The sequence below is a fragment of the Streptosporangium sp. NBC_01810 genome, assembly GCF_035917355.1.
GTDB lineage: Bacteria > Actinomycetota > Actinomycetes > Streptosporangiales > Streptosporangiaceae > Streptosporangium.
This window is the reverse complement of sequence record NZ_CP109070.1, coordinates 2,429,763-2,443,028: the sequence shown is the minus strand read 5'-3', so window position 1 is coordinate 2,443,028 and position 13,266 is coordinate 2,429,763. Positions and strand designations below refer to the sequence as shown.

Annotated in this window: 13 protein-coding genes; 8 read left to right on the top strand and 5 right to left on the bottom strand. The window is 70.5% G+C overall.

Going from position 1 to position 13,266, the window contains the following annotated elements:
- Window positions 1–58: 58 nt before the first annotated feature.
- Window positions 59–319, top strand: coding sequence for an SAV_915 family protein (locus tag OIE13_RS11035; protein ID WP_326640419.1), 261 nt, complete (start codon window positions 59–61; stop codon window positions 317–319).
- 45 nt (window positions 320–364) lie between these two features.
- On the opposite strand, the gene OIE13_RS11030 is transcribed toward OIE13_RS11035, so the two are convergent.
- Both OIE13_RS11030 and OIE13_RS11025 read right to left on the bottom strand, forming a co-directional pair.
- Window positions 365–1,021 carry a response regulator transcription factor gene (locus OIE13_RS11030; protein WP_326640421.1) on the bottom strand — a complete coding sequence of 219 codons (657 nt, stop codon included), beginning with the start codon at window positions 1,019–1,021 and terminating at the stop codon, window positions 365–367.
- Between the two features lie 6 nt (window positions 1,022–1,027).
- A complete protein-coding gene (locus tag OIE13_RS11025) occupies window positions 1,028–1,762 on the bottom strand; it encodes a helix-turn-helix domain-containing protein (protein ID WP_326640423.1) in 735 nt (244 codons plus the stop codon).
- Window positions 1,763–1,889: 127 nt separating this feature from the next.
- On the opposite strand from OIE13_RS11025, the gene OIE13_RS11020 reads away from it, so the two are divergent.
- The 6 genes from OIE13_RS11020 to OIE13_RS10995 all read left to right on the top strand — a co-directional run bounded on the left by OIE13_RS11020 (window position 1,890) and on the right by OIE13_RS10995 (window position 9,219).
- Window positions 1,890–3,389, top strand: a complete 1,500-nt coding sequence (locus OIE13_RS11020; protein ID WP_326640425.1) for an argininosuccinate lyase — start codon at window positions 1,890–1,892, stop codon at window positions 3,387–3,389.
- The gene (locus tag OIE13_RS11015; protein WP_326829955.1) at window positions 3,386–4,291 is read left to right on the top strand and encodes a GHMP family kinase ATP-binding protein; all 906 of its coding nucleotides are present in this window, start codon (window positions 3,386–3,388) and stop codon (window positions 4,289–4,291) included. Before OIE13_RS11020 ends, OIE13_RS11015 begins: the two co-directional genes overlap by 4 nt.
- Complete coding sequence (locus OIE13_RS11010; RefSeq protein WP_326640430.1) at window positions 4,288–5,319, top strand: PLP-dependent cysteine synthase family protein; 1,032 nt, start codon at window positions 4,288–4,290, stop codon at window positions 5,317–5,319. Before OIE13_RS11015 ends, OIE13_RS11010 begins: the two co-directional genes overlap by 4 nt.
- Window positions 5,316–6,623 (top strand): ATP-grasp domain-containing protein, encoded by a 1,308-nt coding sequence (locus OIE13_RS11005; RefSeq protein ID WP_326829954.1) that lies wholly within the window; start codon window positions 5,316–5,318, stop codon window positions 6,621–6,623. Before OIE13_RS11010 ends, OIE13_RS11005 begins: the two co-directional genes overlap by 4 nt.
- A 137-nt stretch (window positions 6,624–6,760) precedes the next feature.
- On the top strand, window positions 6,761–7,864 hold the full coding sequence (locus tag OIE13_RS11000) for a GntG family PLP-dependent aldolase (protein WP_326640432.1): 1,104 nt from the start codon (window positions 6,761–6,763) through the stop codon (window positions 7,862–7,864).
- 149 nt (window positions 7,865–8,013) lie between these two features.
- Window positions 8,014–9,219, top strand: coding sequence for an MFS transporter (locus OIE13_RS10995; RefSeq protein WP_326829953.1), 1,206 nt, complete (start codon window positions 8,014–8,016; stop codon window positions 9,217–9,219).
- 737 nt (window positions 9,220–9,956) lie between these two features.
- Here OIE13_RS10995 and OIE13_RS10990 read toward each other — a convergent pair.
- From OIE13_RS10990 to OIE13_RS10980, 3 genes are all read right to left on the bottom strand, one after another.
- On the bottom strand, window positions 9,957–10,370 hold the full coding sequence (locus OIE13_RS10990; protein WP_326829952.1) for a type II toxin-antitoxin system VapC family toxin: 414 nt from the start codon (window positions 10,368–10,370) through the stop codon (window positions 9,957–9,959).
- Window positions 10,367–10,591 carry a FitA-like ribbon-helix-helix domain-containing protein gene (locus OIE13_RS10985; RefSeq protein ID WP_326829951.1) on the bottom strand — a complete coding sequence of 75 codons (225 nt, stop codon included), beginning with the start codon at window positions 10,589–10,591 and terminating at the stop codon, window positions 10,367–10,369. Before OIE13_RS10985 ends, OIE13_RS10990 begins: the two co-directional genes overlap by 4 nt.
- A gap of 234 nt (window positions 10,592–10,825) precedes the next feature.
- A complete protein-coding gene (locus tag OIE13_RS10980; RefSeq protein WP_326829950.1) occupies window positions 10,826–12,202 on the bottom strand; it encodes a helix-turn-helix domain-containing protein in 1,377 nt (458 codons plus the stop codon).
- A 247-nt stretch (window positions 12,203–12,449) separates the two neighbouring features.
- On the opposite strand from OIE13_RS10980, the gene OIE13_RS10975 reads away from it, so the two are divergent.
- Complete coding sequence (locus OIE13_RS10975; RefSeq protein ID WP_326829949.1) at window positions 12,450–13,217, top strand: ATP-binding protein; 768 nt, start codon at window positions 12,450–12,452, stop codon at window positions 13,215–13,217.
- Window positions 13,218–13,266: the final 49 nt, after the last annotated feature.

The window sequence follows — 13,266 nt, the reverse complement described above, 5'->3', positions numbered from 1 at the left end:
AGCCCGAATGTCCGCGCCATAGCGTCCCTCTCTGTACGAGCTCCCCAGGAGGAACCACATGTCAGAAGTGCAGCTACTCGTCCCGGTCCGACAGGGCCGGTTCAGCGCCTCGCTCCGGCTGTTCCGCACCGCCGCGGGCAAGAAGACCGCAGTCGCCTTCACCTCCCCTCTGCTCCTGGCCAAGGTGCTCGGCTCCGACCAGCAGTGGGTACGGCTCAGCGAGCCCGCCCTGAGCGGCATGCTCAGGGACCTGGACGTCATCGGCGTCGTCGTCGACCCCGCGGAAACGATGACCCGCCCGGCCGCAGGAGCCGCCTGATGTGCGCGCTCGAACAGGACCTGGCGCTGCGGCGCGGCGAGCGGGTCACACGACGCCGGCCTTGTGCGCGAAGACGGCCATCTGCAGGCGGTCGCGGAGGTTGAGCTTGCACAGCAGGTTGGAGACGTGGAACTTGACGGTCGCCTGGCTCACGTACAGCCTGCTCGCGATCTCGGTGTTGTTCAGCCCGTCGGCGACCAGGACCAGCACCTCGTGCTCGCGCTCGGTGAGCGACTTGACGGCCTCGGGCGGGCGGTAGGGCAGCCCGTTCTCGAACCGCCGCAGGAAACTGCTGGCGACCTGCGGCGCGAAGAACGCCTCCCCCCGCGCGATGGCCCTGATCGCCCCCACCAGTTCGTCCTGGTCACTGGAGCGCAGCAGGAAGCCGCGGGCTCCGGCGCGTACCGCGTCGAACATGGCCTCCGGCTGCTCGGTCAGGATGACGCTCCGCACCGGACCGGCCAGGGAGTCGGCGCGGAGCCGCTCGGTGACCTGGATGCCGTCGAGGCCGGTGAGCCGCTCGTCGACGAGTGCCACGTCGGGCCGCAGGCCGCGGGCCTTGGAGACCGCCTCGAATCCGTCACCGGCGTCCCCCACGACGCGCAGCCCCGGTTCGGCGGCGAGGATCGAGCACAGCGCCGTACGGAGCAGCCTCTCCGAGTAGCAGATCAGGACCCGGATGTCGGTGTTCGCGCTGTTCACTCCCGCTCACCTCAGGCGTGCGAGGACGAGGTGCCGGGACGGGACGAGCCCCGCGAGCGGTTCCCTGCCGGTGACGACGACGGCGGTGAAGCCGAGCGTCAGCAGTGACGGCAGGCGGTCGGCGTCCCGCGCGCCGTCGGCGTCGTCGACCAGCAGCAGGCACCGCCCGCCCGAGGCAGGGGACGTCATGCGGCCGATGCGCGCCAGCCGCACGGCGGTGCGCAGCTCGCCGGGGCCGCGCCGGTCCCGGCCGAGGTCCAGGAAGAGCACGTCCAGTGCCATCCGCTGGCGCAGCACGTGGGCGCACTGGACGGCGAGGGTGGTCTTGCCGACTCCGGCCGGGCCCGTGACGGTCACCAGCGCGGGTTCCCCGCCACCGGAGGCGACCGACACCGTGTCCTCGACCTCCCGCAGCAGCGGGAGCCGGCTCAGCGCGACGGTGCCGCTCACCGAGGGCAGGCCCCACTCCGGGGGCGGCGCCACGGCGGGAGCACCGAGCGAGCGGGGCGGCGCCGCCTCGAAGGTCACCCGGTCCTCACCGGTCAGTTCAAGGGCGGCGGCCAGGCGGCGCACCGAGGTGCGGTGCGGGTAGCGGGTGCGGCCCCGCTCAAGGTCACGCAGTGTGCGCACGCTCAGGCGGGCGCGTTCCGCCAGCTCCTCCTGGGTCAGCCGCGCCTTGTCGCGATGGGTGCGCAGCAGCTGAGCGAATCCCAGGCTGTCGGACAACAGTGCAGACCTCACGTGAATCCTCCCGGTGACGATCAGATGCCGTCAACGTAGGAAGCTCCGGTAATCATCGGCTATCGTCTCGATATCGCCGGTCATTCCTCCTGGTCACCCCCCCATGCGCGCTGGCAGCGTGAGATGCATGCTTCCGACAGGACGGATACGACGGGGCCCGGCGCCGCTACTGGACGACGCGGTCCTGACCCAGCGGTTCGACTGGGAGACGCGCACCCTGCTGCGGCACTACCGCTGGATCGAGCTGACCCACACCGGCGAGTACGCCCGCATGGGGCTGCTCGACCGGGACGCGGCCGAGCGGATCCGCCGGGCGGTGCTGGACCTGACGCCCGAGCAGGTCCGCGCCGAGCGCGCGGCGGCCATGTCGGATCCGCTGTTCGCCCTGGAGAGATGCGTCCAGGCACACGTACCCGAGAGCGCGCACGCCTGGCACGTCGACCGCAGCCGCAACGACGTCCAGGCGTGCGCCCAGCTCATGCTCGGCAGGGAACGGCTGCTGGAGACCGCGGCCGCGGTGAGCCGGCTGGCCCGCGCCACGCTGGAGACCGCGGCCGGGCACACCGAATCGATCATGCCGGGCTACACCCAGCACCAGACCGCGCAGACCATGACCTTCGGCTTCTACCTGGCCGCGCTCGCCGAGGCGGTGACCGGTGCCGCCGAGTCGCTGCACGCGCTGTTCGACGCGGTCAACCTCTGCCCGCTGGGCGCCGGGGCGATGGCCGGTCTGGAGCTGCCCTGGGACCGGGGGCGGATCGCGGTCGCGCTGGGTTTCGACGGCCCGCAGCCGCACGCGCTGACCTCGGTCGCCTCCCGCTCCTGGGTGCTGCGCACGGCCGGGGAGCTGTCGGTGCTCGGCACCACGCTGAGCCGCTTCCTGACCGACCTGATCTGGTGGAGCGGGTCGAGCTGCCGCTTCATCGACCTGCCGGACGAGCTCGCCGGGATCTCCTCGGCGATGCCGCACAAGCGCAACTTCCCGATCCTGGAACGGATCCGCGGGATGAGCGGCCACCTGGTCGGGCTCTCGTACGACCTCATGATCGGTCAGCGCAACACCGGCTACACCAACCTCGTGGAGGTCTCCAAGGAGAGCACCCGCTTCCTGGAGGACCTCTTCACGACCTGCCACACGATGCTGGCGCTGTTCGAACGGGTGGTCACGGACGTGCGGTTCCACCCGGAGCGGGCCCGCCGGGTGGTGCGGGACGAGCTGATGGCCGCCTCGACCGTCGCCAACCACCTCACCCTGGAGCACGGCGTGCCGGCCAGGGACGCGCAGGTGCTCGTCGGCGCGTGGATCTCGGCCGCCCTGGAGCGGCTCGGCCCCGCGGACAACCTCACCCCCGGCCTGCTCTCGGCGCCGGACCTGGTCGCCGCGGGCGAACGGCTCGGCTTCACCCTGGCCCTCACGGAGGAGGAGGTGCGCGAGCTGCTGGACGCGGAGGCGGGCGTGTGGCGCAAGCAGACCGCCGGCTCGACCCATCCCGAACAGGTTCATCTCCTCCTGGAGCAGGTCGGCGACCGGCTGGCCGCCGTCGACCAGGGAGCCGCCGAGCGGTCCCGATGGCTGCGAGACGCCTGGGAGCACACCACTGGCACGAAGGCGGGCGAGCTGACATGACCATCCAGATGCCGACCCGGGAGAGCGACGGCCGCAGCGGAGGGGTCGGCCGGGGGCGTGCCCCAGGCACCTTCGGCGAACTTCTGCAGGGGATCCTGGGATCCGGTACGGACTTCCTGGTGACCTTCCCCGTCGACCTGTACGTGGAGGCCGCCTTCGAACCCGATCCCCAGCTGGACCAGGTGGTCGTCTCACCGCCGCACAAGAACAAGGCACGGCGCCTCGCCACCGGGATCATGTCCCACTACGGGGTGCACACCGGCGGCTGGCTGATGCTCAACAGCGCGCTTCCCGAGGGCAAGGGCATGGCCAGCTCCACCGCCGACCTGGTCGCCACCGCGCGCGCGGTGGACTCGGCCTTCCGCCTCAAGCTCCCCAACCGGCTGCTGAAACAGATGATGGCCGAGATCGAGCCGTCCGACGGGGTCATGCATCCGGGGATCACCGCGTTCTTCCACCGGCAGGTGCGGCTGCACCGGCGGATGGGCACGCTCCCCCAGCTGACCATCGCCGGAATCGACGACGGGGAGAGCGTCGACACCGTCGCCTTCAACCGGTCGAGGAAGCCGATCCCCGCCCACTGGGCGGTGCGCTACGGCGAGCTGCTCGACCAGCTCACCCACGCGGTACGCGACCACGACCTGGCCGCTGTGGGCCAGGTCGCCACCGCCAGCGCGCGGCTGTTCCAGACCTTCAACCCCAAACCCCACCTGGCGGCGGTGGAGGAGATCTGCCACGACGTCGGCGGGCTCGGCACGGTCGTCGGTCACAGCGGTACGTGCCTGGGCATCCTGCTGGCCAGGCACGACCCCGAGCACGGTCCCCGGCTGGCCCGCGCCCTCACGGAGCTGGAGCGGCTGGGGCGGCCCCTCATCGTCTGTAGGAGCACGAGCCGGACATGACACTCAGAACCGACGCCATCGACGCCATCGGCCGGACTCCGCTGATGCGGCTGCGCGCGACCGGCGGGGCGACCGTCCACGCGAAGCTGGAGCTGGCCAACCCGTACGGAATGAAGGACCGCGTCGCCAGGCAGGCGATCCTGACCGCCAGGGCCGAGGGGGTACTGGCCGACGGCGGCCTGATCGTGGAGAGCTCCTCGGGCACCCTGGCCATGGGGGTCGCGCTGGTCGGCACGTATCTCGGCCACGAGGTGCACATCGTCACCGACCCCCGGATCGACCCGATCACCATGGCCAAGCTGGAAGCGCTGGGCGCCACCCTGGACATCGTGCCCGCCATGACCGGCAACGGCTGGCAGAGCGCCAGGCTGGAGCGGCTGCGGGCCGTACTGGCCGCCAACCCCGGCGCGTTCTGGCCCAGGCAGTACGACAACCCGGCCAACCCCGCCGCCTACGACCGCCTCGCCGAGGAGGTGACCTCGGAGATCGGCCGGGTCGACGTGCTGGTGGGCGCGGTGGGCAGCGGCGGCTCGCTGTGCGGGACGGCGCGGGCGCTGCGCCGGACCAACCCCGCGCTGCGGGTGGTCGCCGTGGACGCCGTCGGCAGCGCCATCTTCGGCCAGCCCGACGTGCCGAAGCGGCTGCAGAGCGGCCTGGGCAACAGCCTGGTTCCGGCCAACGTCGACTTCTCGGTCATCGACGAGGTCCACTGGCTGTCGGATCGGGAGGCCTTCGCCGCCACCCTGGAGCTCGCCTCGCACGAGAAGGTCTTCGCGGGCAACAGCTCCGGCTCCGCCTACCAGGTGGCGCGCTGGCTCGGCTCGCGGCTCGACCCGGACGTGTCAGTGGTGGTGATCTTCCCCGACCGGGGCGACCGGTACGTCAACACCATCTACAGCGCCGGGTACCGGGCGGCGCACGGCCTGACCGACCTGCGCCCGCCGCTCGCCCCCGAACCGATCCAGCTCACCGACACCGCCGTGACCTGGTCCTACGCGACGCTCGGCCGGTCCTTGGAGTACGCATGAACCCCGTCCTCGTCTTCGTCGAGTCCAACACCACCGGCTCCGGGATGCTGGCCTTCGCCAAGGCCGCCGCGCTGGGGTTCACCCCGGTGCTGGCCACCGCCGACCCGGCCCGCTACACCGGGCCGGCGGCCACCGGGGTGCGGGTCGTCACCTGCGACACGGACTCCCCCGCCACCCTGGCGACAGAACTGCGCCGCGCCCTGGGCGAGATCGCCGGGGTCACCACGACCAGTGAGTTCTACACCGTCGCGGTCGCCCGGCTGGCCGCCGACCTCGGGCTGCCCGGCAACCCGCCGGAGGCCGTCGCCGCCTGCCGGGACAAGGGACGGACCCGCCGGATCCTGGCCGCCGCCCGGCTGCCCTCCCCCGCCTTCGAACTGGTCGGCCCCCGCGACGACATCGACACCCGGGTCGTGATCGCGCTGTCGCGGATCGCGCTGCCCTGCGTCGTCAAGCCCGTCGACGACACCGGCTCGCTGAGCGTGGTGCTCTGCCACACGCCCGGGGAGGTGGCGGCCCACTGCCGCCGGATCACCTCGGCCGCCGTCAACGTGCGGGGCCAGGCCACCGCGAGGACCGCGCTGATCGAGGGCTACCTGGCAGGCCCCGAGTACAGCGTCGAGACGGTCGGCTCCGGCGGATCGCACCGGTGTGTCGGCGTCACCGCCAAGCGGGTGACGGCGCCGCCGCACTTCGTGGAGCGCGGGCACGTCTTCCCCGCGCCGCTTCCGGCGAACGAGACCCGGATCCTCGCCGAAACCGCGTTCCGCGCGCTGGCCGCCGTCGGCGTCACCCACGGTGCCACCCACATCGAGATGAAGCTCATCGACGGCCACGCGTACGTCGTGGAGATCAACGCCCGTCCCGCGGGAGGCATGATCCCCGAGGTCATCGCGAGGGCGGGTGGCTTCGACCTGCTCGACGCCCACCTACGGGCCGCGGTCGACCTGGACCAGCTGCCGCTGCCCGAGCGGTTCGCCCCGGCGGGGATCGCCTTCCTGCTGCCCCCGGACCACGCCTCGACCGGGCGGGGGAAGGCCGTCCTGCGGGAGGTGGCCGGGATGCGGGAGGCCGGCGCCGTGCCGGGCGTCGACACGGTGGCCGTCACCGCGCCGCAGGGTTCCGAGGTGCGGCCGGCCCGCAGCAGCTACGACCGGCTGGGCTATGTGATCGCGCACGCGTCCGGCCATCGCGAGCTGGACGAGACGCTGAACACCGCGCTCGGCCACCTGCGGCCCGTGCTGCTCCACGAGTTTCCGCCGATCGAGATCCCCCGCCAGGAGTACCGGACCTCGTTCTCCTGAGTCTCCGCCCCGCGGCTGCCACCGGCTTTCCCCTGCCGTCCCCGACTGTCCCTGACCGTCCTCGGCTTCCGAACGTTCACCGGCTTTCCCGAGTGAACCCGGCCTCCGTACTCAGAACTCCCCCGATTGGAAGTCCCATGACGAGCGTGCTGGACACCCCCCACCTGGTCGCCGGAGAGAACGACGACGGCGGCGAGATCGAGCTGCGCAGCGACACCTTCACGCTGCCCACCCCCGCGATGCTGGAGGCCGCCGCGAACGCGCCGCTGGGCGACGACGTCTACGGCGAGGACCCGACGGTGGCCAAGCTGGAACGGCTGGCGGCCAACCTGCTCGGCAAGGCCGCGGGCTGCCTGATGCCGAGCGGCACCATGGCCAACCTCGCCGCGCTGCTCGCGCACTGCCCGCGCGGCGGCAAGGCGATCGTCGGCCACGAGTCCGACCTGTACGTCTACGAGGCCGGGGGCGCCTCGATGTGCGGCGGCATCGTCTACGAGCCGCTCGCCAACCTGCCCGACGGGACGATCAGCCTGGAGGACATCGCCGAGGCGTGCACCGTCGACCGCACCGACCCGCAGATCGCCCCTCCGGCGCTGGTCAGCCTGGAGACGCCGCAGAACCGGTGCGGCGGCCTGCCGCTCCAGCTCGACTACCTCGCCGAGGTGGCCCAGCTGACCCGCTCGCACGGCGTGGCGCTGCACCTGGACGGGGCGCGCATCTTCAACGCCTCGGTCGCGCTGGGCGTCACCCCCGCCGAGATCGCCTTCTACGCCGACACCGTGCAGATCTGCCTGTCCAAGGGCCTGTGCGCGCCGATCGGATCGGTGCTGGTGGGCGACCGGGCGATCATCACCCAGGCCAGGCGGATGCGGAAGATGCTCGGCGGCGGCATGCGGCAGGCCGGAATGATCGCGGCCTGCGGCATCATCGCCCTCACCGAGATGACCGGCAGGCTGGCCGAGGACCACGAGAAGGCCGCCCGCCTCGCCCGCGGACTGGCACGGCTGCCCGGCGTACGGCTGAATCCTGGCCCGCCGATCACGAACATGGTGTTCTTCCGGGTCCGTGACGAGCGCTACACCACCCGGTCGTTCATCGCGGCGGCCCGGCGCAGAGGTGTCCGGGTGGAGGAGCTGGGGCACGGGCGGATCCGGGCGGTGACCCACGCGGGGGTCACCGCGGACGCCGTCGACCGGGCGATCGGGGTCTTCGCCGAACTGCTCGCCCCCACCGGCCGATGAGAATCCACCGGGGCGGGGAGACCATGCGAACGGACGAAAGCAGCACGTCGGCACAGTCGACAGCGGACACCGACGGGAACCGGTCTGTGGAACAACGAGCGGCAAGCAGCACGGAGAACGAAGCATCGAAACAGCGGGCCGGGGGAAACGTGAACCGTCCGGGGCTGGGGCGCTCGTTTCATCACCTGTGGGCGGCGTCCGGCCTGTCGAACCTGGCCGACGGCCTCCTGCTCGTCGGCGTCCCCCTGCTCGCCGTCTCCCTCACTCGCTCACCGGCGCAGGTGGCGCTGGTCAGCGCCGCGACGACGCTGCCGTGGCTGCTGCTGGCCCTGCACGCGGGCGCGATCGCCGACCGCCTCGACCGGCGCCGGATCATGGTCCTGGCGGGCTGGTCCCGCGCCGCCGTACTGGCCGCGACGGCCGCCGCCGCCTGGCTGGACCTGCTGAGCCTGCCGGTGCTGGTGGCGGCGGTGCTGCTCGCCGGCGCCGCCGAGGTGTTCGCCGACACCTCCGCCCAGTCGGCGCTGCCGATGATCGTGACCGGCGACCGGCTGGGCGCGGCCAACGGGCGGCTCGTCGCCACCCAGACCCTCGGCAACCACTTCCTCGGCGCCCCGCTCGCGGGCCTGCTGGTCGGCGTCGCCACCACCGCCGTGTTCGGCACGGCCGCCCTGCTGTACGCCGCCGGCGCGCTGCTGCTGCTCGGCATGCGCGGCCGGTTCCGCCCGGAGGCCGCCCCCGCCCAGGCGCTGCGCGCCGACATCGCCGACGGCATGCGCTACCTGTGGGGACACCGCGCCCTGCGCGGCCTGGCCGCCTACTCCGGCGTGCTCAACCTCGCCTACGGCGCCTACTTCGCCGTCTTCGTGCTCTGGGTGGTCGGCGACGGCTCCCGGGTGGGGCTCACCCCCGGCCAGTACGGCCTCCTGGCGGCGACCCTGGCCGCCGGAGCGGTGGCCGGCTCGGTGCTCTCCGGCTCACTCACCCGCCTGACCGGCGAGAACGGCGCCCTGGTGGGCGTCACGCTGCTCAACGCCCTGCTGCTGCTGGTGCCTCTCCTCCTCCCCTCTCCCTTGGCGGTCTTCCCCGCCGCCGCGGGCATCGGCGCGGCCAACGCCGTCACCAACGTCGTCTCCGTCTCGCTGCGCCAGCGGCTCATCCCCGAGGGGCTGCTCGGCCGGGTGAACGCCACCTGCCGCCTGATCGGCATGGGCGCCATGCCGCTGGGCGCCGCCACCGCCGGTCTCCTCGCCACCCTGGCGGGCCTGCCCGCCGTCTTCTGGTCCACCGCCGCGTTCTCCCTGCTCGCTGCGGCTCTCATCCTGCGCGGCGGGGAGGCCATAAGCGACCGTTAAGGATGATTAAGACTTCTTAAGCGGCCGCAGATTATCGCCGGCGCGAAAGGGCTCATCGGCGGTGAACCGGCGAAATGAAACCCTGGTCTCCAGCGCCCGGGGGAACATGGTCGTGACCGGCTGCCACTTGGTGGCGAACGGCATCCGGCCTGCCGGTAACGGCGTCTTCCGTCCCGGTCGTTTCGTGATCGACGAAAGTTATCACAGGGATCGGAAGCACCTTGTCATCCCTATCGAAAGTGGTTCATAAGTGCCCGCCACGATGCTGTCCTGGTACGACGAATTCACCGTACCGGCACGGACACAGGACGCGATCTCGGTCGCAGAATTCGCCGGATGGACCGGCGGTCACGGAGGCCGTCGCGGTGCGGTGAACGCCTGACCTTCGAAGTCCTGCACCGATGAGGGAAACGGAGCGCCATCCGGCACCGGAGCGGAGTGAAAGTCTCCGTTGCCGACACGGATCACTCCGCCGGATGAGACGTACGCGGCCGTGGACCTCGTCATCAAGCAGATGGAAACCTTCGCCACCGAGTGGACCCCGACGACATACTGAACCTGAAAGCTCGACGTGACACGCGATCATGCCTCTGACCTGTAGTGACAGGCGCGTTCTGCGTAACGTCGACCTTTGATCATCAGTAGTGCGATAAGCGTGTCCTCTGGGGCACGGAAGTGGCGCCGGGAACTCTCCGACGAAATCGGGAGTCTGGCGTTCGCGCTTTCTCCAGTCGTGATTACGGCAGCGGGGGTGGGTAGCGGTGGATCTCCGCTCGGTGTCCCGTCGCACCGGCGAACTTGGCGTCGTCGGTCAGCAGCGGCATTCCCAGCAGTTCGGCGAGGGCCACGTACATGCCGTCATAGGCGGTGAGATTGTTGCGCAGTTCCAGCACCCGCGGCTGCAGCGGCAGCATCGGATGCCGGACGATCCTGAGCTGGGCGTAGCGCTCCAGCATGACCCGGCCCCGCGCCTCGGAGATCCGTACCTCCGGCTTACTGGTGATCACATGCCCGCGCACCACCGAGGCGATCTCCACATCGATCAACGCCGGGGCGTGCACCTTGCGCGCCAACCTCCGGCGGAGAAGGTCGTCGCCCTTCACATTGGCCAGCAGGCGGAAAACGATCGAGGCGTCCACGACCAGGCTCACCGGTGGCCCTCGCGCAGCGTCTCGCGTACGAAATCGGGGTCGTACGGCACCGGCTCGTCGGTGGCGATCTTGGCCATCACCTCGTCCAACGCCGGGGTGGCCGCCTCCTCGTTCAGCAGGTCACGTAGGTAGGCCGTCAGTGATTTTCCCTCGCGCTCGGCTCGCGCCTTCAGCGTCCGCTCGGTCGCTTCGGGGACATCTCGAATCTGAATGATTCCCATCCTTCCACGCTAGCATGCAGCTTGCATGCAAATCCGTTGCCAGTTGCCGTTACGGTGTTGCCGAAACCCGCGAGATGCCTCTCCAGCCCCTGGCGCCGCGGCAATGGTCACCACCTGGCGGCTTGGCGGATGGCGCTCAGGCGGCGAGTTCGTGGCTCAGGTGATCACGGAAACGGGACGAACCAACCGGTGAGACCCACCCACCGATCGGTCGCGTTCCCGTCTCGTATGTGCTCAGGCGGCGAGTTCGTGGTTGAGGTGGTCGCGGAACTCGCGGACCATCATGCTGCCCTTGTACGGCTCAAGCCGACCGGCGAACTGCCGGATCAGATCGACCGAGCGGGCGGAGGTCAGCGCCTTCGTCGCCGGGATCGCGGCTCGGGCGGCGGCGAGGGATTGTTCCAGCTCACCCATCCCCAGGTATGCCTCAGCGACATGCACCTGGTTGAACTGGGCGGACCGAGGGATACGTTCCCTGAAAGCGGTCACGGCCGCTTCCGCACGGACTGCCGCTCGTTGGTGGTCGCCAAGCATGCTCCAGCAACGACCTCCCTGAGCGTTCAGTTCCACCTCTTCATACCGGGTAGCCCAGTCCGGATCACGATCCGTGGGTCCTTGGGCATAGGCATTCTCCGCCTCGGCGAGCAAGCGTTCGACCTGCTTGGCGCTGTGCTTGTCGTTGGTCTCAGCCGGTTTGGTCCGCAGGGCCGTCGCCCATGCCTGTCTGGTCAGCACAAACGCCATGACACGGGGAGAGACCTGCGCCCGGCGAGCGGCGTCGGTCGCGGCTCGTGCCAGCCATACCGCCAAGGTGGCCTGCTCTAGATGAATCGCCTGCCGGGTCATCGTCGCCAGTATCCAGACACCGGTCAGCGGGTCATTCCCCGTCTTCGCCAGTCGTAGCGCCTGACCGAAGTGCTGCTGTGCCTGACCGTGCTGGTTCAGGTCGAAGGCTGTCCAGCCTGCCAACAGAGTCATCCCTGCTGCCGCTGACATCAGCGCCGACCCCACCTGGTCGTCGTAGCGGCCCCGCAGCAACGGGGTTACCGTGCTGTCGAGGTAGCGCACCACCGTCGGACGGACCAACTCGGCCCCGAACTGGTCGTCTATCTGACCGAACACCTGGCGGGCCTCGTTAATCCGATCGATGTCGGCTTGCCCTACAGTGCGCCTGTTTCCTCGCAGCGCGACCGTTTGAGGTGAATCACCGTAGTTCCACGCGGTTATCCACCCCGCCAAAACCGAAGGCACGAACGGCAACGTGGCCAGCAGGTGGCGACGGGATTCGTCCATCTCATACCTCCACAGCAGGGCGGCCGACTTCACGCTAGCCGCCGTCGACGTGTCGCCGTACTCCGCGACCGGCCACGAAGATGTCTCCCCGAGGGCCCACCCTTCTATCCACTGCTCGACCTCCCCCGCCTCCGCCTCGAACACCGCCGCGATCTTCCTGCGACTGTGCGGCCGGATCCCCTGCTCGCTCCGCTCCCACCGCCCCCAGGTCCCCACGGCCACCCCCACCGCGGCCGCCGCCTCCTCCTGCGTCATCCCCCGCTCCAGGCGCGCCCTCAGCAGATCCGGACGCCCCTTCCCGCCGCCTGCCTTCCCCATGATCACTCTCCTTTGGTAGTCGAATCACCACTCATTGTGATGTCCGCAGGCCCCCGGCCACCATCCGCCCAGCCAAACGACAGATTTTCGCCCACCAACGCTCGATACGACCGGCTGACACCCAGCCACGTTCGCCGTTGGCCGGGTCTCATCGGACAGTGATCAACGATCAGGTGTCGACGTTCACCCTCGTCCCCATGCTGGCGTTTCCTGCTGGGCACAGCCCCACAGCGAACGGAGCACGCCCATGCCACCAGCCGGCGACATCCCCTCAGGCGCCCCGCACCACCCCGCCGAAAGCCCGGCTCCCCCGCCCGACCACAACTGGAAGCCCTTCACTCCGGCCGGAGCGGCCACCCCGCCGATGTACGGCACCGGAACGACGGGCCGGAACACCGAGACGCCGAGACAAGACACCGAAACCCCGGGAAGGGCCGGCGGCGCGACGGAGCCATACAGCGGCACAACGACGGGACGAGACAGCGACGCGGCGGGGCAGAGTGATATCCGTGCGCTGGTCAAGGTGCTGCGGCCCGGCTCCGCCTCACGCCGTGCCCGCGCCGTCGTCCGCGACGTGCTTCAACGGGCGGGCCTGCCCGAGGACGACATCGACACCGCCGAACTCATCGTCGCCGAGTTGGCCGCCAACGCCGAGAAGCACGCCTGTCCCCCGTACGAGCTGCGCGTCTTCAGTCTGGACGGCATCCCCAGCTGGTGCGAGATCGTCGACGGCGACCCCAACACCCACGAGATCCGCCTCATCCTTAACCTGCTGCACTCAGTACGGGAGATCGGCCTGCCCCTGCTCGCCGAGAACGGCCGCGGCCTGCTCCTGGCCCACCAACTCTCCGGCGGCCACTGCCAGACCTACCCGGCCATCACCCTCACCACCGCCACCCCCGGCAAGGCCGTCGCCTTCGCCCTCCCCACCCTGTCGGGCAACCGCCTGATATTTCCCCCACGCCCCGACCTCCACCCCGGCCTGGCCGAACTCCGCCGCCGGTCATCGGGGTGAGCTACGTCCCCCGGCCGTGTCCGGGTGGAGGCTGAGCGGGGTCCGGTAC

Excerpts from the sequence above, each read along its gene's own strand:
- OIE13_RS11020 (WP_326640425.1), top strand. The coding sequence starts at position 1,890 with ATGCTTCCGACAGGACGGATACGACGGGGCCCGGCGCCGCTACTGGAC.
- OIE13_RS11015 (WP_326829955.1), top strand. The coding sequence starts at position 3,386 with ATGACCATCCAGATGCCGACCCGGGAGAGCGACGGCCGCAGCGGAGGG.
- OIE13_RS10985 (WP_326829951.1), bottom strand. The coding sequence starts at position 10,591 with ATGGGAATCATTCAGATTCGAGATGTCCCCGAAGCGACCGAGCGGACG.
- OIE13_RS10980 (WP_326829950.1), bottom strand. The coding sequence starts at position 12,202 with ATGGGGAAGGCAGGCGGCGGGAAGGGGCGTCCGGATCTGCTGAGGGCG.
- OIE13_RS11035 (WP_326640419.1), top strand. The coding sequence starts at position 59 with ATGTCAGAAGTGCAGCTACTCGTCCCGGTCCGACAGGGCCGGTTCAGC.
- OIE13_RS11000 (WP_326640432.1), top strand. The coding sequence starts at position 6,761 with ATGACGAGCGTGCTGGACACCCCCCACCTGGTCGCCGGAGAGAACGAC.
- OIE13_RS11005 (WP_326829954.1), top strand. The coding sequence starts at position 5,316 with ATGAACCCCGTCCTCGTCTTCGTCGAGTCCAACACCACCGGCTCCGGG.
- OIE13_RS10975 (WP_326829949.1), top strand. The coding sequence starts at position 12,450 with ATGCCACCAGCCGGCGACATCCCCTCAGGCGCCCCGCACCACCCCGCC.
- OIE13_RS11010 (WP_326640430.1), top strand. The coding sequence starts at position 4,288 with ATGACACTCAGAACCGACGCCATCGACGCCATCGGCCGGACTCCGCTG.